At 42.4% G+C, this 20,099-nt stretch carries 14 protein-coding genes, 3 tRNA genes and 1 riboswitch; of the genes, 4 read left to right on the top strand and 13 right to left on the bottom strand.

Going from position 1 to position 20,099, the window contains the following annotated elements:
- Positions 1 to 114 precede the first annotated feature (114 nt).
- The 3 genes from pepV to AYJ08_RS07875 all read right to left on the bottom strand — a co-directional run bounded on the left by pepV (position 115) and on the right by AYJ08_RS07875 (position 2,979).
- Positions 115 to 1,566: a dipeptidase PepV gene (pepV, locus tag AYJ08_RS07885; RefSeq protein WP_064017257.1), complete on the bottom strand. Its 1,452-nt coding sequence runs from the start codon at positions 1,564 to 1,566 to the stop codon at positions 115 to 117.
- On the bottom strand, positions 1,553 to 2,302 hold the full coding sequence (locus tag AYJ08_RS07880) for a GTP pyrophosphokinase (RefSeq protein ID WP_064017256.1): 750 nt from the start codon (positions 2,300 to 2,302) through the stop codon (positions 1,553 to 1,555). Before AYJ08_RS07880 ends, pepV begins: the two co-directional genes overlap by 14 nt.
- 188 nt (positions 2,303 to 2,490) lie before the next feature.
- Complete coding sequence (locus AYJ08_RS07875) at positions 2,491 to 2,979, bottom strand: N-acetyltransferase (protein WP_064017255.1); 489 nt, start codon at positions 2,977 to 2,979, stop codon at positions 2,491 to 2,493.
- Between the two features lie 168 nt (positions 2,980 to 3,147).
- Between AYJ08_RS07875 and AYJ08_RS07870 the strand changes: the two genes are divergently transcribed.
- The 4 genes from AYJ08_RS07870 to AYJ08_RS07855 all read left to right on the top strand — a co-directional run bounded on the left by AYJ08_RS07870 (position 3,148) and on the right by AYJ08_RS07855 (position 9,225).
- Positions 3,148 to 3,753, top strand: coding sequence for a TetR/AcrR family transcriptional regulator (locus AYJ08_RS07870; protein ID WP_064017254.1), 606 nt, complete (start codon positions 3,148 to 3,150; stop codon positions 3,751 to 3,753).
- A gap of 204 nt (positions 3,754 to 3,957) precedes the next feature.
- A riboswitch (purine riboswitch) is annotated at positions 3,958 to 4,059 on the top strand.
- Positions 4,060 to 4,215: 156 nt separating this feature from the next.
- The gene (gene ade / locus AYJ08_RS07865) at positions 4,216 to 5,976 is read left to right on the top strand and encodes an adenine deaminase (protein ID WP_064017253.1); all 1,761 of its coding nucleotides are present in this window, start codon (positions 4,216 to 4,218) and stop codon (positions 5,974 to 5,976) included.
- A gap of 493 nt (positions 5,977 to 6,469) precedes the next feature.
- Positions 6,470 to 8,962 carry a U32 family peptidase gene (locus AYJ08_RS07860; protein WP_064017252.1) on the top strand — a complete coding sequence of 831 codons (2,493 nt, stop codon included), beginning with the start codon at positions 6,470 to 6,472 and terminating at the stop codon, positions 8,960 to 8,962.
- Positions 8,963 to 8,994: 32 nt separating this feature from the next.
- A complete protein-coding gene (locus AYJ08_RS07855) occupies positions 8,995 to 9,225 on the top strand; it encodes a DUF1128 domain-containing protein (protein ID WP_003334740.1) in 231 nt (76 codons plus the stop codon).
- An 84-nt stretch (positions 9,226 to 9,309) separates the two neighbouring features.
- Here AYJ08_RS07855 and AYJ08_RS07850 read toward each other — a convergent pair whose 3' ends face one another.
- From AYJ08_RS07850 to AYJ08_RS07805, 10 genes are all read right to left on the bottom strand, one after another.
- Positions 9,310 to 11,433: a S9 family peptidase gene (locus AYJ08_RS07850; RefSeq protein WP_064017251.1), complete on the bottom strand. Its 2,124-nt coding sequence runs from the start codon at positions 11,431 to 11,433 to the stop codon at positions 9,310 to 9,312.
- A 116-nt stretch (positions 11,434 to 11,549) separates the two neighbouring features.
- Positions 11,550 to 13,172: a citramalate synthase gene (gene cimA / locus AYJ08_RS07845; protein WP_064017250.1), complete on the bottom strand. Its 1,623-nt coding sequence runs from the start codon at positions 13,170 to 13,172 to the stop codon at positions 11,550 to 11,552.
- 233 nt (positions 13,173 to 13,405) lie between these two features.
- Positions 13,406 to 14,245: an alpha/beta hydrolase gene (locus AYJ08_RS07840; protein WP_082890897.1), complete on the bottom strand. Its 840-nt coding sequence runs from the start codon at positions 14,243 to 14,245 to the stop codon at positions 13,406 to 13,408.
- A gap of 55 nt (positions 14,246 to 14,300) precedes the next feature.
- The gene (locus tag AYJ08_RS07835) at positions 14,301 to 15,500 is read right to left on the bottom strand and encodes a M20 metallopeptidase family protein (RefSeq protein WP_064017248.1); all 1,200 of its coding nucleotides are present in this window, start codon (positions 15,498 to 15,500) and stop codon (positions 14,301 to 14,303) included.
- Positions 15,501 to 15,630: 130 nt separating this feature from the next.
- Complete coding sequence (locus AYJ08_RS07830) at positions 15,631 to 15,834, bottom strand: cold shock domain-containing protein (protein WP_064017247.1); 204 nt, start codon at positions 15,832 to 15,834, stop codon at positions 15,631 to 15,633.
- A gap of 168 nt (positions 15,835 to 16,002) precedes the next feature.
- Positions 16,003 to 17,985 carry a dynamin family protein gene (locus tag AYJ08_RS07825; protein ID WP_064017246.1) on the bottom strand — a complete coding sequence of 661 codons (1,983 nt, stop codon included), beginning with the start codon at positions 17,983 to 17,985 and terminating at the stop codon, positions 16,003 to 16,005.
- 11 nt (positions 17,986 to 17,996) lie between these two features.
- Positions 17,997 to 19,658: a dynamin family protein gene (locus AYJ08_RS07820; protein WP_064017245.1), complete on the bottom strand. Its 1,662-nt coding sequence runs from the start codon at positions 19,656 to 19,658 to the stop codon at positions 17,997 to 17,999.
- Positions 19,659 to 19,820: 162 nt separating this feature from the next.
- Positions 19,821 to 19,903, bottom strand: a tRNA-Leu gene (locus AYJ08_RS07815).
- Positions 19,904 to 19,912: 9 nt separating this feature from the next.
- Positions 19,913 to 19,989: transfer RNA gene (locus tag AYJ08_RS07810), tRNA-Pro, on the bottom strand.
- A 9-nt stretch (positions 19,990 to 19,998) separates the two neighbouring features.
- A tRNA-Arg gene (locus AYJ08_RS07805) sits at positions 19,999 to 20,075 on the bottom strand.
- Positions 20,076 to 20,099 lie beyond the last annotated feature (24 nt).

The raw sequence follows: 20,099 nt of genomic DNA, 5'->3' as shown, positions 1-20,099 counted from the left end.
TCCAGTTTGCTACCAATTTCTCTGGATCTACCAGCCTATTCGCTCATGTTTGTCCTAGAAGACACTTTCTCTATAGTAATATAAGTATTTCCTAAAAGACAAGAAAGATATGGCTTAGTCTTTGGCTAATTCAAAAATTGCCTGTGCGTATATTGCTGTCGCCTTCAATAAATCTTCCACTAGCAGGTATTCATCTCGTTGATGAGCTGTATCCTGTCTTCCAGGAAATAGCGGCCCAAAAGCAACGCCAACATCTAGGGCACGCCCGTATGTTCCCCCGCCAATTGCTAACAATTCAGCCTTTTCACCGGTCTGCTCCGTATAGACGCGCTGTAAAGTTGTTACTAAAGGATGAGCCGGGTCTACACGATGCGGCTTTTTATGAGTAATGATTTCCAACAGATAACCATGCTGAGCTGCGACTTGTTCAAGTCTTGGCTTCCATTGTTCAAACAAAATAGAATGAGGATAGCGAATGTTCAGATCAAAACGTACGTCCTCATCAGCTATATAGTGAAAAATTCCAGGATTCAACGTGAGCGCTCCCATCTCCTGGTCTTCTGCTTTAATTCCAAATGCCTCGCCATCATGCTGCTGGAACAAATAACTGGCTATAAAATCAACGAATGCACGTCCCCGTACATCCAAATCACATTTTTGGAGAAAGTGGGCCAGATAAGCTCCTGCATTTACCCCTTTCGCTGGGTCCATTCCATGAACAGAAACTCCCTGTAAACAAAATGCTATCCCTTTCTCTGTTTGTGTGAAATGACCTCGACACTGTTCTTTCTCCAAATAAAGTTGGTATGCTTCTGTCCATGCCGCGGCTTGTTCAGGCGAGCAGGCTAGCTCCGCTTCCGCTATCTCTGGCACCATGTTTACACGCATGCCAGCATGGAAGGAGAGAAGCTTCGCAGTTCCTTCCTGACTGCTAGTCGTCTGAGCCAGATTCGTCAATTGTGCAAAGCTTTCATTTGTTTGGCGTAAAACTAGATGAGTTAATCCTTTTTCAGCATAAATGAGCGGGAAGTCAGCATCAGGAGTAAATCCCATAGTCGGCATTTCCTCAGATTCAAAATAACGTTTTACACAATCCCAGCCCGACTCTTCATCCGTACCAAAAATCAATCGAATCCGTTTTTGAAGAGGAAGCTCAAGCTCCTTAATTATTTTGGCAGCAAAAATAGCCGCCATAGCAGGTCCTTTATCATCCAAGGCTCCACGTGCGATTATTTTTCCCTCAATGATCTCTGCTGCAAACGGAGGAATCGTCCAGCCATCCCCTGGAGGGACTACGTCTACGTGGCTTAAAACGCCAATGCACTCGTCACCCTGTCCAAACTCAGCATGGCCAGCGTATCCATCAATATTTTTGACAGTCATACCTGCATCCTCACATGTTTGCAAAGCGAATTGCAGCGCTGCCTGAACTCCCTTGCCAAATGGAGCCCCTTCCCCAGCCGTATCTGGGTCCAGCACGCTATCAATCTGCAAAAAACGCTGTGTCGTAGCAATTAATTCGTCTTTTCGTTTTTCCACTTCCTGCTGCCAATTAATTGTGTTCATTTTCTTCCTCCTTGTCCTCTTGCAGTTCGATTTGCTTCTCATCAAAATAGACCGATTCAGTGTCCACGTCTAAATCAAGCTCCACAATGCTTAGTAATGGGTCAATCGGGGACTCCTTTTTCCTAGTAAATTCAATCTGGGCATCCTTAACCTCATCACGAATTTTATTCATCTCGTTATCTAGCGTATAGGAAGCTTTGGCTGATTCAACCAGACGCAGCTTGATATCCTCTGGAATAATTCCTTCGTATTTATACTGTAAGGAATGCTCAATCGTGGCCCAAAAATTCATGCCCAGCGTTCGAATTTGTATTTCAACAGGTATGGTTTTTTGTCCGTCTATGGTCATGATCGGATACTCCACTGCTAGATGATAGCCACGGTATCCCGTCTCTTTAGGCTGTGTCACATAATCCTTTTCCAGAAAAATCTTCATATCCTTGCGCTCGCGTAGCATATCTACGACAAACGATATATCATCAATAAACTGACAAATAATTCTTAATCCAGCAATGTCTCGAATTTCCCATGCAATATTATCATTGATAGGAAAATGTAGGCGAGTCGCTTTGTTATAAATGCTATTAATTGATTTGACTCGACCGGTAACAAATTCAATCGGCGAGTGAACTTTCCGTTTTTTAAATTCATTACGAATATTTTTTAATTTAACCTTTAGTTCCTCTACAGCTTGCTCATAAGGCATTAGATACAAGTCCCAATCCATTTTTTGCACGTTTTTCCCTCCGACTTGGATTCCTTGTCCTTATATTTATTCAACAGGTAATAAGGAATATCCTGCTTTTGAAAGCCCTTACAACATTATGTAAACACATTAATTATTCACGTATATCCTAAGCGTGAAAAAGCGAGAAAAAGCTGCCACCATTAGGTCTGGCACATTCTTCCCGCTCTGCTCCTCATTTATTCATATTCAGTTGGCTCTAATATGCGTACCATAGCAATTTCATCACACATCGGTAATTTGGAGCAATTGATGCAATCCTTCCATACCTTTTGCGGCAAGGCCTCTTTTTGAACAATCTGAAAGCCGCATTTGTGAAAAAACTCAACCTGATACGTAAGGGACAGGACTCGCCGAATTCCCAATTTTCCCGCTTCTTCTACCAAAGCCAGCACAAGCTTCTTCCCAATTCCCATTCCCTGCGCTCGTTCAGCCATTGCAAGCGAACGAATCTCCGCTAAATCCTCCCATAAAATATGCAGGCCACCCATACCCATTACGCCTTGCCCATCATGTACGATGATATAAGATTGCAAATGCTCACAAATGGACAGCTTCGTACGGGGGAGCATTAAGCCTTTTGCGGCAAAATGATTAATAATTTCCAACATTTGATCCACATCGTTTATAGTTGCCTGGCGAATTACCAGTGTACCTGTCATACTCATGGTTTTATTCCTCCACTCGTAACGTATAAAAATACATAATTAATAATAAATATACATTCAAACTATGCCAACGTAAAGTGTTTTTTATTGAAATAATCGCACAATTTTCTTGATGATTCCCTAGTGAGTCAGCAAGATTATGATATACTTCTACCAGGAGGTGTTAGCTTGATTACTCGCAGAGAGCGCAAGAAGCGTGAAACAAAGGAACGTATTTTTAATGCCGCTATTAAATTGTTTAAAGAATATGGTTTTGAAGCGACCACAATTGATATGATCTCCGAGGAAGCGGATGTGGCGCGAGGGACCATTTTTTTACATTTCACCTCAAAAGAAGCGATTCTTGCCAATTGGGGCTATGAACGCTTGCAGGAAATTGAAGATAGGCGCGAAGAATGGGATTTTGGAGATAGTTGCAAACAACGCGTCCTACGCATTTATAAAATCCTAAACGAAGTAAATATACAGAACTATGATTTTCTGAAAGTATTGATTGAATCCTCTATGAAGCATCGTAAGGTTCTGGAATCAGAGAAGAAAAATATGTACTTTGAGCTAAGAGAATTATTTGCTGATTTGATTGAAGATGCCCAAGAAAAAGGGAGACTGAAAAGTAAAATTAATCCATTAATTGCGGCCAATATGCTGGAAAACATCTATTACAATGCCTTATATGATTGGGTACGTAGCGATGGTGGCTGGCCTTTGGAAGAGATCATGGAAGAAAAGGTCTCGATTGTATTTGAAGGACTTGATGTATCTGCCCAATCATAAGAATAGTGATTTCTAGTGAACCGGTTACCCGAAGCTTTGTGGTAGCCGGTTTGTTTATGTTATTCATTTCTGTATCAAATAGCAGTCCCCCCCTTCCAATAGCTCCCTTGCTTAACGAACCATAAATTATATTGACTTATCTTTCTTGTGCTACTACAATACAAAACAATATCTATATTAAAAAGATCTCAATAAATGCCTTTACAACAATAAACATGATAGCCACGTATAATCATAGGAATATGGCCTATAAGTCTCTACCGGGTTACCGTAAATAGCCTGACTACGCGGATGATACCAATAAGACTGCGAATGATCTAGCGGTTTATTTTGTTATACCTGTAACAAATCCCCTGCATCCTTCACGTCTTATCACGTGCTTCTGTGTTCATAGAGCCCCAGGTCGATTCCTGGGGTTTTTCTCGTTATGTAAAAACTTTAATTACTAGAGGAGCGATTCAAATGAACATTCAACCTTCTGCCTTACAAAAACGTATCCAAGCAGCCTCCAAACACACGAAAGCTGATTTGGTTATTAAAAATGGCAAAATCATAAATGTCTTCACTGGAGAAATTGTCGAGGCAGATGTCGCCATTACAGATGGTATGATCATTGGGATCGGAGCCTATGAAGGTAAGGATGTCTGGGATGCTACAGGTAAATATATCGCTCCAGGCTTCATAGACGGGCATGTTCACATTGAATCATCTATGGTAACACCTGCTCAATTTGCCGAAATTGTCCTCCCTCATGGAGTAACTACTGTAGTCTGCGATCCTCATGAGATTGCCAATGTATCAGGTGCCGCTGGTATTCAATACATGCTAGATTCATCAGAAGGCCTTGACCTTGATGTATATGTGATGCTCCCTTCATGTGTACCTGCTACTTCCTTTGAACACTCAGGTGCGAAGCTGTATGCCAAGGACCTTGCTCCCTTTTATCATCATCCCCGTGTGCTTGGCCTAGCTGAAGTCATGGACTATCCTGCTGTCATGAGCGGCAATGAAGATATGGTTCAAAAAATCGCTGATGCCAGACAACGTAGTAAAAAACTGGACGGACATCTCGCTGGACTTTCCAAGGATGCAATTAACGTATACATGACAGCGGGAATCCGCTCAGATCATGAAGCGGTGTCCTTGCAAGATGCCAAGGAGCGTCTTCAATTAGGAATGTACCTACTCATTCGTGAAGGATCGGCTGCCAAAGACTTGAAGAATCTTATTTCGATAGTAAATGAACGTACAGCAGCGCGTTGTCTGTTCTGTACTGACGATAAGCATTTAGATGATCTATTTAAAGAAGGCAGCATAGATTACAGCATACGTCTTGCTATTCAATTCGGTGTTGATCCAATTACGGCAATTCGCATGGCTACACTTACTGCTGCTGAATGCTACGGTCTTGCAGAAAAAGGCGCTGTTGCTCCCGGCTATATAGCCGATCTAGTTATCATGGACAACCTAGAACAAGTTCGTATCACCGATGTTTGGAAAAATGGTAAGCAGGTTGCTAAAAATGGTCGCTACGAAGGAAATATCACTTCTCCTGCAAATGTACCACCTGCGATCACCAACAGCGTACGTATCAAACCGGTGACAAAACGCGAGCTTCAACTGCCTATTACTAGGAAGAAAGCACATATAATTGGTGTCATTCCTAATAGCATTGTAACCGAGCATCTGATTGAAGACGTAGACATCTCCAACGGATTTTTCCAGCCCTCCATCGACCGTGATCTGGCTAAAATGGCTGTAGTGGAGCGCCATCACCAAACAGGTCATATCGGAGTAGGGATTGTAAAGGGCTTTGGCTTACGCTCAGGTGCAATGGCTACTACGATTGCACATGATTCCCATAATATTATTACTGTCGGAACTAACGATGAGGACATGCTGATTGCAATTCAAGCACTAGAAGAGATGCAGGGTGGGCTTGTCATTGTTGAAAACGGAAAGGTACTAGCTTCCCTCTCGCTAGAAATTGCTGGTCTAATGACAAGACGTCCAGCAGAACGTGTGATGGCAGAACTCCACCAATTAGACCAAGCGCTACTTCGTATTGGGGCATCTCAGGAATTCTCTCAATTCCTGACGCTTTCCTTTCTAGCTCTCCCCGTCATCCCTGCACTGAAGCTGACTGACATGGGACTTTTTGATGTGAAGCAATTTTTACACATGAACGTATCTGCCGATGAACGTGAATTAGTGTTGAAGTAAAAAATAAGCGGGCTAAATAGATAAGGAACAATAGGTGTTTACGAACCGCCGTTGTTCCTTTTTTACTATCTACCAACAATATACTAAGTTTACCACAAATTACAAACAAAAAAGTGAATAAAATGTAAATTTATGTTATATTTTGCCGAATGAATGAGTAGAGATTATAATCACGCGCAGTAACAACGACCAATTTCTTCTTCAGCACATCTTTTTCTTGCGACTCAATCTATCTTCTCCTATGATGGAGGGTAGAGATTTTTTCTAGATTGCTAGATTTGTGCCTGTCTAAGCCTTATGAGGACATGGGCAAAATAAATCTAATCCCTATTGAAGAAACGATAATATCGCAGACTCAAAGACATTTGCCTTACGAACAAAAAGCAAATGTCTGTTTTTTACTACATGCTTTGTTTTGCTATTCTCAATTGCTCTTTTCGTATTTTTCATCCTATGAAAAAGAGCGTCATATTTGTTTGGAGGGTTACCATTCGTGAAGAATCAAATCAGACGAGAAGATATTGAATTGCTAGCACCGGCAGGTAATTGGGATTGTCTAAAAGCCGCTGTTGCCAACGGAGCAAACGCCATCTTTTTTGGTGTAGAGAAGTTTAATGCTCGCGCTCGTGCCGAAAACTTTCAGATGAAAGAACTGCCTGAAATTATGGCTTACCTGCATATGTACGGGGTGAAGGGCTTTCTTACCTTTAACATTCTTGTCTTTGAAAATGAATTAGAAGATGCAAAAGAGTTAATTGATGCCTGTATTGAAGCTGGTGTAGACGCTGTAATTGTACAGGATTTAGGCTTGGTCAAGCTAATCCGTGAAATCAGCCCCGACTTCCCTATTCACGGTTCTACCCAAATGACCATCACCTCTCCAGAAGCTGTCGAGTTTACTAAACCATATAACATGGAACGAGTCGTATTAGGTCGTGAAAACTCATTAAAAGAAATCAGGAAAATCGGTGAAAAGGCAAAATTACCGATGGAAGTATTCGTTCACGGAGCCCTCTGTGTTTCCTATTCTGGTCAATGTCTTACCTCAGAAATGTGGGGCGGTCGCTCTGCCAACCGTGGTGAATGCGCACAGGCCTGTCGTCTGCCCTATGATTTAATGGTAGATGGAATCCAAAAAGAGATGGGTAATATCGCTTATTTACTCTCTCCAAAGGATTTGGCTGCGATTGATATCATGCCAGAATTAATTGAGGCAGGAGTCACTTCCTTTAAAATTGAAGGACGTTTAAAAACACCAGAATATGTAGCCAACGTAGTTAGCAAGTATCGAGCAGCTATTGATAGATATTTTGCTGGAGATAACGCTAAGCCAAACAAGGAAGAAATTCGTGAGCTACAACAAAGCTTTTCACGCGGATTTACTCATGGTTTTCTTGAGGGAACAAATAACCGCCTCTTATTAGACGGCAGCTTCCCGAAAAGCCGAGGTGTCTACCTTGGTACTGTAAAGAAGGTGTTAAAGCACGCACTCTTAGTAGAAGTTACTTCTCCTTTAAAACGTGGAGATGGCATCGTATTTGATGCAGGTGATCCGACTCAGAAAGAAGAAGGCGGTCGTGTGTACGATATTTTAGTGCATGGTGACAAAGTAGAAGGTCAGGTGCAGGAAGGTTTATATGAAATTGTCATGGGTCGAAACGATGTAAAGCTAGGTCGTATCCATGTAGGTGATCGAGTGTGGAAAACGAATGATCCTGAATTAAACAAGCGTCTGCGTAAAACCTTTGAAACCGAAAAGCCTTATACAACCTTCCCAGTAGCCCTGCATGTTTCTGGACGCGTAGGAGAGCCACTACAAACCGTGTGGATCGATGAGCAGGCTAATCATGCGGTAACGATTGCTTCTGCAATGCCTTTAGAGCAAGCGATGAAGCGACCAATGACCCATGCCTCCTTATATGATCAATTTAGCAGACTTGGAGGAACCTTGTTCCATCTGCCAGAGGAGCGTCTCTCCTTAGACTTGGAGGGTGAGGTTATCATTCCTGTCAGTGAGCTGAATCGAATGCGCCGTGAAGCAAGCGAGCAACTGCTTTATCTTCGCCGTAAACCGCCTGTTTATAAAAAAAATCCAGTAGACGTGTATGCTAGTGTAGCAAAAAATAAACCAGTGGAAAATCCCCTACTAACTGTGCTTTGTCGTTCATTGGAACAGATAGAAGCGGCTGCAAAAACCGACGTTGACTTTATTTATGCAGACTTCGAATTTGTAAAGCAATATCCGCAAGCAGTTAAACTAGCACATCAGTACGGAAAAAAAATTGGACTTGCTACTATGCGTATTCATATGCCGGATGAAAATGGCGTACTGGCTCTCATTGCAAAAAGTAAGCCAGATGCTATCCTAGTCCGTAACACAGGGGCATTGTACTACTATCTCTCACGCCGTGATGAAATAAAGATTCCGTTAATCGGTGACTTCTCTTTAAATATTGCTAATCATAAAGCTGTTGAATTATTCATGGGCTATGGTCTTGAGCGCGTCACACCATCCTATGACTTAAATATTCAACAAATGGTCGACATGCTTGAACATGCAGATGCCGCTCCGTTAGAATTAGTTATTCATCAGCATTTGCCAATGTTCCATACCGAGCATTGCATCTATTGTACATTCATGAGTGAAGGGACAGATCACACGAATTGTGGTACTCCTTGTGAAACATCACGTGCTTCCTTGCGAGATCGCGTAGGCTTCTCTCATCCAGTCCGTGTAGATACTGGCTGCCGTAATACGGTTTATAATGCGATTGACCAGTCTGGTGCCGAATATTTGCCAGAATTTAAGCGATTAGGAGTAGGGGCATACCGCATAGAATTTTTAGAGGAAGAACCTTCTCGCGTACAAGAAGTGATTCACTTATATCGCAAAGCTCTACGCGGAGAGATTTCTGGCACAAAGGTTTGGAAGACGTTAAAAGCAACCAATCAGCTTGGTGTAACACGCGGACAACTAACCAAATAGACAAAACAGTTGAAAACAAAGGAGAGTAGATCATGGCCAATTTGCAAGAAGCAACGTTAGAAAACCTGACTGTTATTATCGAGGGAATTAAAAGCAAGCTAAACATGGCAAATACCCAAGTAATGCGTCCAGAGGATTTTAAAATGGATAGCTATGAGGACCTGTTATATCTCTATAACATGGTGCAAAAGAAAACCAGCTTTAGCGTGAATGAAATGACCGCGATTGTTGAAGAGTTAGGTAGCATGCGTAAAACAGATTAGAATGCAGTAACTAGTGCCGAAACGGCATGAGACAACAAAAGGACCACGTCTCCTAGGGATGTGGTCCTTTTCTGTTATAAGCATTTAGACATATTCGTCAAACCATCCAGCAATCGCTTGTAGCCGGATAATTCTATGTCCTGGGTCACCGCTTCGCGACAATTCGTGTGTTGCATCTGGAAAACGCATAAGACGTACAGAAGCTTTTTTATGCTGTTTAATAGCAGTAAAAAATTGTTCTGCCTGTTCAATAGGGCATCGATAATCACGTTCACCATGTAAAATGAGCAAGGGTGTTTCAACGTTTTGAGCGTAGCGTAAAGGAGAATGCTGCCAGAGCCTATCTGGGTCCGTAACCAAATCACCATGAATTTCCCATTTCGCAAAATAATAGCCTATGTCACTTACTCCAGCAAAGCTGATCCAGTTCGAAATAGAGCGCTGAGTTACCGCCGCTTTGAACCGTTTATTCTGTGTAACAATCCAATTCGTCATAAAACCACCGTAGCTCCCACCAGTTACCCCCATCCGCTGCTCATCTAAATAATCGTAATGGGTTAATACATAAGTAACCCCATCCATCAGGTCTTGATAATCTTTTCCTCCATAGTCGCCACGAACTGCGTTGACAAACTTTTGACCGTATCCATGGCTCCCGCGTGGATTCGTGTACAAAATAGCATAGCCCTTAGCTGCTAAAAAGTGTAGCTCGTGAAAAAATGTATAGCCGTACATTGTATGTGGTCCGCCATGAACTTGCAGGATCAGTGGATAGGTTTTACCTGTTTGATAAAAAGACGGCTTTAGCAGCCACCCCTGTATCTCCCATCCGTCTTCGGTTTGGTAGGTAATCATCTCAGGGCTGGATAGCTCCACTTCTTTTAACCACTGATTACTTGTTGTTAGCCGTTTGCTCTTTCCTTTTTTTATATCAATATAAAACAAATCCCCAGGAGTCAATGGATCGCTTATTGCCACGACAGCCTTCCCGCTCATAGGATGGAGAGTCCATCCATATACATGGTGCTCACCGCTTACAATAGGAATGTTCTCACCCGTGACTGAAATATAATGAAGACTCACTCTACCTTGCTTTGAAACCGTAATATAGTTGCCCTGACCATCTGCACTCCAGACAGCACCTGGATGAACGTGCCTACTGCGCATATCCCCAACCATTGCATCTGAAAAGTGTACATCCCATTTTTCAGTCAAACAGCACCGATTCCCTGTATCTAACTGAAAATGCCACACATGCATTAATTTCTCCTGTTCAAATATCCGCTCGTAGCCTACACACGCTATCGTTTTGCCGTCTGGTGACCAGGTCGGATACATGAACGTTCCCGTTGAACCAGACAAATGACTCCAAGAGCCATCTTCTACTGAATGCAGCCATAAATCGCAGGTTGGATAAAATCGTTCGCTTTTGCGCTCTATAACACAACAGACAATCTGCTTGCCATCCGGTGACCAGGCGGCCATCGAATGGTCCTGCTCTTCATTCGTGATTTGATGCAATTGACCGCTGATTCGATTGCAAACTGCAAGTTGACTGTACTTTCCATCCCAAAAACCAGCGTCATCAGATTTATAACGAATATAATCCACCTGTAAAACTGGCTTTCCTTGTAATGCGGGTAACGGGCTGATTATGCTTTCCTTCTGGTTAGACCCGCTATTGCTTCCTTTGTCTTTATCCGATGCCGATGATAAGACAGGTATATTTGTTGTTTTAGCATGCGAAGAGCTGCGTGGTGAACCCTCAGGAGCTGTCGTTTCCTTTTCCTGCGTTTCATGTAGCGTTTCATTTGGAGATAATCTTACTTGAACTAGCAGTTTTTCACTATTTGGCGACCAAACTGGCTTTGCTGCACCATGTCCGTTAGTTGTTAGCTGACGAGCTTCTCCTCCCTTAACAGAAAGGAGCCATACCTGTGTATCTCCAGAACGATCTGACTCAAATGCAAGCCAATTGCCATCTGGTGACCATCTGGGATGAGAATTCCGATGGTTACCATACGTCCACTGCTGTTCCCAAGAGTCTACTAGAGAACGGATAAACAAGTTAGAAATATATTTTCCGTTAGAATCAATCGTTCTTTTTATGTATACTACTTTATTCCCATCAGGAGATATTTGCGGGTCCTCCAACCATTCAAAACGCAACAAATCTTCCGCAGTCATCTTTCGTTTTCTGGTCACCATATTCATTCCTCCTCATGTTCATAATGTAGCTACACAACACACATGCACTTTCAAGCATGTTACTAAAAAAAGACACGACTTACGTAAAAGCAATAGGTCGTGTCTTGGATGTATGTTTAATGATTAACAATGCCTATCCGTGCCTCTTCCTGCTCAAGCTCCAGAGCTTCTGCCCCTTGCTTCCACAATAGATACCGAATACTATCTGTAAGTGCCTCCCAGCTAGCCTCAATCACGTTCGTTGATACTCCCACTGTACTCCAGCTCTCCCCCTGATGAGTGGATTCAATTAGCACACGCACTTTAGCTGATGTCGCTTCACTCTCATCTAATACACGTACCTTATAATCCTTTACATGCATGTGACTAAGAGTTGGGAAGTGCTGCTCTAATGCCTTTCGTAATGCATTATCTAGCGCATTGACCGGCCCATTCCCTTCTGCGACCGTATGTACGGTTTGACCACTGATCTTACACTTAACCATCGCTTCAGAGACAATGGATTTATCTGGCTTTTTTTCCATAAATACTTTAAAGGATTCTAACTGAAATAGCTCAGATTCTTCCCCCGATTCCTGTAAGAGCATGAGGGTAAGAGAAGCTTCTGCACCCTCGTATTGGTAACCAGCATACTCTTTGTCCTTTAGACGCTGTACCACTTCTTTTGACACTGATTTTTCTTCATGAAAACGTAATTGTAATTCTTCTGCCTTTGCTACTAAATTACTCTGTCCTGATAGCTCCGAAACAAGAATTCGTCTGCGATTCCCGATAACTTCCGGCTCAATATGCTCATAAGTAGCTGTGTTTTTCATAACGGCACTCACATGAATGCCGCCTTTGTGAGCAAAAGCACTATTACCTACAAACGGTTGATTAACTGCCAACGTAATGTTAGCTATTTCGGCAACATAGCGAGAAAGACTGGTTAGCTGCTTTAAACGATCATCAGATACGCAATGATAGCCTAATTTCACCTGTAGATTAGGAATAGCAGAAACTAAGTTTACATTTCCACATCGTTCACCAATCCCGTTTATCGTTCCTTGAACCTGCTCTGCGCCAGCTTGAACCGCTGCAATCGCATTGGCCACAGCCAACTCACAATCGTTGTGAGGATGAATTCCAATCGGCTTACTACAGGCTTCCTTTATCTGGATAACAATCTCTTTCATTTCGTGAGGAAGCGTTCCGCCATTTGTATCACATAAAACGATCCAGTCTGCACCAGCCTTTTCTGCTGCTTGTAATACATCCAAAGCATATAGAGGATTCGCTTTGTATCCATCAAAAAAATGCTCTGCTAAAAACATGACTTCAAGCCCGTTTTCATGTAAATATTTTACGGAATCATAAATCATACGTCGATTTTCGGCTAACGTAGTTTTTAGTGCGTCAGATACATGTAAATCCCAAGCTTTTCCGAAAATTGAAGCTGCAGACACACCACTTTCCAGAATTGCGCGTAAATTATCATCCTGAGAAGCTTGAAGATTAGGCCGGCAGGTGCTACCAAAGGCTGTCAGTCTCGAATGCTCTAGCCCTATCTCCTTCATCCTTTTGAAAAAAGCCATATCCTTAGGATTGCTTCCCGGCCAACCGCCTTCAATATAATCGACTCCAAACTGATCCAAACGTACAGCGATTTTAACCTTATCCTCCACAGATAGACTGATGCCCTCTCCCTGGGTACCGTCCCGTAAGGTTGTATCGTACAGATAGATTTTTTTCCCCTTCATTCTGATCCCTCTCCATCCTCTATCTTTTTATTTTGATTTTTTAGAAAAATCATTCTCCAATCCAAGCCCTCTATTTTGCCTATCAGTATATCATAAGCAAAAGAGCGAAAAAAAGGCATTTATCGGAAAAACAATCGACATTTGAATGAATCGAGCAAGATTTTTAAAAATGAAAGGGAATGGCAGGGGAAATCGAAAATAAACATGTAACGCTGACTTCCCCCACTACTTGATTACAGTTGAGTATTTTGTAGGACAAATTGGGCAGTAACTTCAATCGCTTCTTCCAATTCCGCACTCGTTCCCGTAAACGGATGTCTTGTATTCATTACATGGTCCGCTTCATGAATCCAGTGCAAAATGGCTTTCGGATAGGCTTCTTTCAATCGTTTAGCGCCTTGTACCAGGCGGCCAGAATCCTTCTCACCTTGTACAATCAAGAGAGATTTATCCAGCTGGGACACTTTTTTAACCAAATCATAAGCCTCTGCATTCTGATCGACATCCTCAATCACCTCAGGCGTGATTGGCATTTTTTGTCCAGTTCGCCCGTTTATCATATAAGCTATGCCGTTCTCCTTTACTTCTTGACGTACATTTTCATCAAATAAATTGACGTTGGCTATGCCGTTCCAGGTAATAATTCCCTTGATAGCTGGATGATCCGCTCCAAATAAAACAGAATCACCGCCGCCCTTGCTATGCCCCATTACAAAAATTTGTTCAGTATCAAAATGCTCTGCCAAAGGTAGCTCACGTTCTAGTATCGCCCTCATGAGTACATGCAGATCAGCGAGCTCACGTGCATACGTATTGATTCCGAATTTTTCTAGCTCATCGAATTCAGTCAGGCTCGCCCCAACGCCATTTGCTGAAAAATTAAAGCGGATGACTGTCATATTTTTTGCGGCTAGGGTATCTGCTACATAAGGAAAGCTACCCCAATCCTTAAAGCCTTTAAATCCGTGGCAAAAAATCAAAACAGGCTGTTTTTCTCCTGGACCCGCTGTAGTATGCACATCTCCGCGTATCACAAAAGAGTCTTCAAGAGGCAACATAAAAGCTTGTTGCATAATAAATTCCCCCCACTATTTTGTTATCTATCAATATTCATTCATCCTACCCCAATTATCCCTGATGATCATGTAGAAAAGCTAATGCTGCCCGTCCCAATACTTCAGCGGCAACTAGCATGGCTCTCTCATCAATATCAAAACGTGGATGATGGTGAGGATAACAAGCGCCAATCTCTTCATTCCTTGCTCCAATAAAAACGAAAGCTCCTGGAGCCTTTTGTAAATAGTATGAAAAATCCTCTCCGCCCATGGTCGGCTTTAAAGGGATAAGTCCCTCTTCCCCAACCGCTGATATAGCCGCTTGACGTACCAATTCTGCTTCCGCTGCTGTATTGATAACGGCTGGATAGCCTCTATCATAATCTAGAACAGCGGTTCCTCCCATCATAGTAGCTGTACCTTCCACGATTTCTTTTAATCGACGTTCACTCAAATCACGGATTTCTGGCAAGAACGTACGTAGAGTACCAGTCATTTTGCAAGAGTCAGCGATCACATTAAAGTTATCTCCAGCGTTGAAGGTTCCAATCGTCACAACAACACTCTCCAATGGGTCCACATTACGGCTAGCAATCGTTTGAATGTTATTGACAATCTGTGAGCCGATTACTATAGAATCCACTGTTTGATGTGGAATGGCACCATGCCCACCCCTGCCCTGAATTTTAATCGTAAAATCATCAGCATTAGCCATTACTGGACCTGGTGCAATCCCTACACTACCATATGGAAAATCAGCCCAGAGATGCGCTCCAAATACTGCATCTACTCCGTCCATAGCTCCATCCTGCACCATATAGGTTGCTCCACCTGGGTTCTCTTCCTCAGCAAATTGAAACAAGAATACGATAGTACCAGGAATCTCTTCACGATGCTGTGCTAAAACACTAGCAAGTCCTAATAAGCCTGCCGTATGACCATCATGCCCACATGCATGCATGACACCTGGAATCTTGGATTTATATTCGACATCTTTTTGATCCTGAATGGGCAATGCATCAAAATCAGCGCGAATCGCAACCGTTTTTCCTGGCATTCCTCCAATCAGAGTTCCCACAACACCACGACCGCCCACTTTTTCACGTACTTGGTCTAGGCCCATTTCTCGTAAGATGCTGGCAATCATTGCAGGTGTGTTCTCTTCCTTAAATGACAGCTCAGGGTATTGATGTAAGTGACGGCGCCACTCCACCATTTGAGTAAAGCATTCCTTCAAATATGCACCTAAGGGCATTCCAACTTGACTGGTCATAGCAATTACTCCTCTTTTGTCTCTTTTTTCTGATGATAACAAACCAATGAGCAATACGAAAGTCTTATCAAAAAGTAAAACGACCACTTAAGCCCCGAAAGGCAAAAGTAGTCGTGATTTATGTGTAGCATTATGGATTCATTTTTTCAACGTTGGCTGCTTGTGGACCACGCTGCCCCTCCACAATATCAAATGTTACTTGTTCACCCTGCTCCAGATTACGGAACCCTGTACCATTAATGCCGGTATAGTGAACGAAAATATCCGTACCGTCTTCTCTTTCAATAAATCCATACCCTTTTTCCTTGTTAAACCATTTTACTTTTCCTTGCATTCAAAAATGCCTCCCTTACCATCAATCAGTAAAGCAACAAATGCTTTCTTGGCATGTTATGCAGGCATCTCCCCAAATGCTTACGGAAAAGCAAGAAAATTTCACTTCGTCTTTATAAGAAGCGGTGTTCTTTAGCTTGTTCTTATCAATCTTTGCATGAAGAAGTAGCTAGCTTGCAGACTCTGTTGAAATGCTAAGAAGCTCTGCCTGTACAGCTTGAAGCTTGGCTATATCAATATTACTATCTAGCGCTGCCAGCAAACCGTTCACGTATTCATCCACTTGCTCTTCCACTTTGGCCTGCTCCTTTTGCCACATATCCTCTACAGCTTTTGTGAACACGCCCTCTAAAATCTGGTTTCCCCAAGCAAGCTGCTGATCTATTGGTTCCTGCAATAATTTTTCTATGATTTCTCGCATTCTGGTTTTGCCTTCCCCTTCAAAGAAATCACGTGGGTTTTTAAAAGCTTGTAAGGCAGGTTGAAAGTATTGAGTGGATATTTCTTTCATTTGCTCAGGCACTGCTGGTGTTTCAATCTGCTGTTGGGTATACGGGGCAAGTAACAAGCCGTGAAAGGTTTCCTTCACATCCTGCTGCCAAGCCTGTACTCGTTTATTTCCTTCCTTATGCAATACCTTTTCTAATCGTAGAGAGGTAGCTCGCATCTCTTGTGCTAAATCATACCCAATCGAACGCAGCAAGTCATCCAAGCATGCTTGAGCCGTTTTCTTCAGATTACGACCATCATCTTTTAAGACAGAGGGATTAAATGCTTGACTAAATAACTCCGACAACCGTAAAAATAGACGTTGCTTCACATAATATAAAAGTTCAACTCGCTCCTGTTCCATATAACGAGAAACTGAGCTTATTTGAGCTGCCTGCACGCGTTGGATTACAGTCGCTCTTTCCTCTTCAAGGTGGGCACGTCTCTCTTCTCTGACTGTCTCTCCTTGTTGCGACAGGTCTAGAAACTCTGCTAAGATCGTGCGAGCGCGGTTAATCTCACCCTCTGCTGCGGCTACAGCCATATGAGCCAAACCATCTATTGTAAATTGTAAGAAATCCTGTTCAAATTTATCCAAGCCTGATAATTTTAATCCTTCGTGAAAATCAGGCAGTGATTCACTTTCGTTGACGCCGATACGCTGTCGATAAATTTTCTCAGAAGAGGCGGTGAGCTTCCCGTTTTTATGCAGGTGTGCAAGCAATGCTGTCTGGCTCGATACCGGATAAATTCGCGGATGTCGAATGCCACAGGATAACAGGTTTTTCTCCACATGCGTAAGAACGTCTTGTAGTTCATCATCATTTTGGGCTAAATCAGCCGCGTTGACAATAAAGAACATTTTATCTAACTCAAACGTATCCTTTACGCGACCCATTTGTAGTAAAAATTCTCGATCAGCTTGGGCAAATGCATGATTATAATAAGTCACGAATAAAATTACATCTGCATTTTTTAAATATTCAAAGGCCACTCCTGTGTGTCTGGCATTGATAGAATCAGCTCCTGGTGTGTCTACTAATACCATTCCCTGCTCCGTCAGCGGACACGTGTAATACAGCTCAATATAATCGGCAAAACATGCTTTTTCCTCTTTAGCAACAAACTTTTTAAACTCTTTTTCATCTACCAAGAGCTCCTGACCGAGATGCTTTTCAATCTCTGGCAGCCCTTTTATTACTGCCTTTAAAAAGGTGTAATGAGGCTTGGCATTTGGAGCGATGTCTGATATGTCAATGGAAGACACCGCCTCACATCCACTAGTCAAGTCATGCGCCTGCTTACCAAACACCTCTAACGAGCGCAGAACATCCTGCTCGATCGATTCATGTGATTTTAGCACAACTCGTACAGTTCCATGTGGATATTCATCGGTTGGCGGCATTATTTTATTAATGGCTGCCGTAGTAGGGTTGGGGGAGACAGGCAGTACCATATCTCCCATTAATGCATTTGCAAAGGATGATTTTCCCGCACTAAACGCACCGAATAAAGCAACTGTAAATCGATTTTCCTCCATACGCTGCGCACGCTCAGTCATTGCTTGCGCCTGTTGCTTTAACCCAGTAATCTGATTGATTAACTCGCTTGCGTGACGTAACTTGCCTGCACTTGTACGTAACATCTGTTTTACTTGGTTCATAATGGTCTCCTTTATATGTCTCCTGCTAACAACGATGTTAGTTTTTGTTTTGTGTTCGTTTCCTGATCGAGATAAGTCTTCTGTTGCTTAAACGCTTTTTCTAATTTTCTTACTTCATCCAGACGTTCTTTTACCTTGGTTTCCTCAGTGATCGCTTGTTCAGCCAGTTTTGAATTTAATTGATCTATGAATGATAGAGCTTGTTTTCGATACTTTGCTTTAATGCTATCAGAAATATCCTGACAGTAATTCATGACATACTCGCTAGTTCCTGCTCCTTCTTTGACTAGAGAAGCAAGCCACTCGGAGGTAAGCTCGATCTGATTAGCGTGAACAGCTTTATTGTAAGCCTCATCACGAATGTTATAACGATCAGCAAAGGCTAACAGTAGTTGTTTATAGTGGAAGTCGAGATTACCGGCTACTTTTTCTGTTACGTCATCCAGCAACGCTTGTAGCCTTGCTTGTCGCTCTTCTTCCGTCTTTTTAGCTGTAAACAAGAACCCTACCTTAAAGCCCGGCTTGCGCGTTTCTACGTAAGCTTCAGCGGCCTGATTTGTACTATAGTAGGTTAAGCGAGCGTTTTGTAATAAGCTTGTAAGCTCCTTTTCCATTTCATTATAGGCTTGCTGTTTATTTTGCTGTAAGCGAGACCATTCTTTTTCAGTCAAAGCTAGTAATTGCATCAGACTCTCTTCATTTGTTACGTCGTATCCTTTTTCCTGTAGAGCTGATAAGCCATTATCTATTTGCTCCATTACTTCTTCAAGCTGGGTCTGGTTAGCACGGCGTAAAAAGCGAATATGCTCCTCAATCAAGGCAAGAGACGCATGTAGGATACTGTCTACCAGCAATTCTGTACGGTGATGATATAAGCTAATCAATTTTTCTCGGAATTTCTCATATTGATTTTCCGGATGCTCTGGTTCAGCTAGAGTGGTATAGAAGATCCCGTTTGGTTTAATATTCCAAGTGGCAAATGCCTCTTCTACACTGTCCTTGTAATCATCAAAATCCAATTCAAAATCAACGTGCTTATCAATCATATTAATGACAAGATAGACAGGCTTCTTACGATCTGTAAGCATTTTGGTAAAATTAAAGTTTTCTTCTGCCTGCACATGGTTGTAATCCATCATATATATCACTGCATCTGCCAAATGCAAAGCAGATTCTGTCGCTACTTTATGTGCGGCATCCGTGGAATCTATTCCCGGTGTATCCAATAAGCTTGATTTCTCATCAAGAAACAGTCCTGGATAGCATATTTCTACCCATTCTACTTGGTCACCATCTACAGCAAATTTTTTTAATTCCTCCAAGTTCGTTTGTGGATCAAAATGAAGAACTCCGCTATGACGCGTATATACATTAGCAGCAGGCTGTCCACCACGAATCTTTACTACATTTGCACTTGTTGGAATTGGATTCGAAGGTAATAGCTCCTGTCCAAGTATGGTGTTAATCATTGTAGATTTTCCTGCAGAGAAGTGTCCACAAAAAGCAATGCTCATCTCTTCAGCATTTCCTTTTGTCACAAGCTGTTCTATTTTAAGTGCTTGCGTCTCATCACCATTTTGGCGCATGAGCAGTGCCACATGACCTAACTGCTCCACTCGTTGTTGTAGTGCTTTCTTATTTTTTTGTTTCATCTCTTCTGTATATCCAATCACGTGTAATCACTCCATCTTAATGACTCTACCATGACCGAATGTACCATACTACTACCTAAGGTTCAATCTATATGTGCGAATATTTTTATAAGTATACAGTTGGCATAAAAGGAAAAAACCCCGAGACAGATGATAACATCGTCTCGAGGTTTTGATTATGTATGGTGCCGGTAGAGGGACTTGAACCCCCACGGTTTCCCTCACGATTTTGAGTCGCGCGCGTCTGCCAATTCCGCCATACCGGCATATTTAAATGGTCGGGAAGACAGGATTCGAACCTGCGACACCTTGGTCCCAAACCAAGTACTCTACCAAGCTGAGCTACTTCCCGTTATAATGATGGCGTGCCCTGAGAGATTCGAACTCCCGACCTTTTGATTCGTAGTCAAACGCTCTATCCAGCTGAGCTAAGGGCACAAAAAGAAAGAATTGTTCTTTCAA

It is taken from the genome of Brevibacillus sp. SKDU10, from assembly GCF_001645205.1.
GTDB lineage: Bacteria > Bacillota > Bacilli > Brevibacillales > Brevibacillaceae > Brevibacillus_B > Brevibacillus_B halotolerans.
The sequence above is the reverse complement of the archived record's forward strand: the minus strand, read 5'-3'. Positions and strand labels throughout refer to the sequence as shown.

What these genes read in the sequence shown, in the direction of transcription:
- AYJ08_RS07855 (WP_003334740.1), top strand. Translation starts at nt 8,995, where the DNA reads ATGGCCAATTTGCAAGAAGCAACGTTAGAAAACCTGACTGTTATTATC.
- ade (WP_064017253.1), top strand. Translation starts at nt 4,216, where the DNA reads ATGAACATTCAACCTTCTGCCTTACAAAAACGTATCCAAGCAGCCTCC.
- AYJ08_RS07835 (WP_064017248.1), bottom strand. Translation starts at nt 15,500, where the DNA reads ATGACCAGTCAAGTTGGAATGCCCTTAGGTGCATATTTGAAGGAATGC.
- AYJ08_RS07875 (WP_064017255.1), bottom strand. Translation starts at nt 2,979, where the DNA reads ATGAGTATGACAGGTACACTGGTAATTCGCCAGGCAACTATAAACGAT.
- cimA (WP_064017250.1), bottom strand. Translation starts at nt 13,172, where the DNA reads ATGAAGGGGAAAAAAATCTATCTGTACGATACAACCTTACGGGACGGT.
- pepV (WP_064017257.1), bottom strand. Translation starts at nt 1,566, where the DNA reads ATGAACACAATTAATTGGCAGCAGGAAGTGGAAAAACGAAAAGACGAA.
- AYJ08_RS07830 (WP_064017247.1), bottom strand. Translation starts at nt 15,834, where the DNA reads ATGCAAGGAAAAGTAAAATGGTTTAACAAGGAAAAAGGGTATGGATTT.
- AYJ08_RS07840 (WP_082890897.1), bottom strand. Translation starts at nt 14,245, where the DNA reads ATGCAACAAGCTTTTATGTTGCCTCTTGAAGACTCTTTTGTGATACGC.
- AYJ08_RS07825 (WP_064017246.1), bottom strand. Translation starts at nt 17,985, where the DNA reads ATGAACCAAGTAAAACAGATGTTACGTACAAGTGCAGGCAAGTTACGT.
- AYJ08_RS07850 (WP_064017251.1), bottom strand. Translation starts at nt 11,433, where the DNA reads ATGGTGACCAGAAAACGAAAGATGACTGCGGAAGATTTGTTGCGTTTT.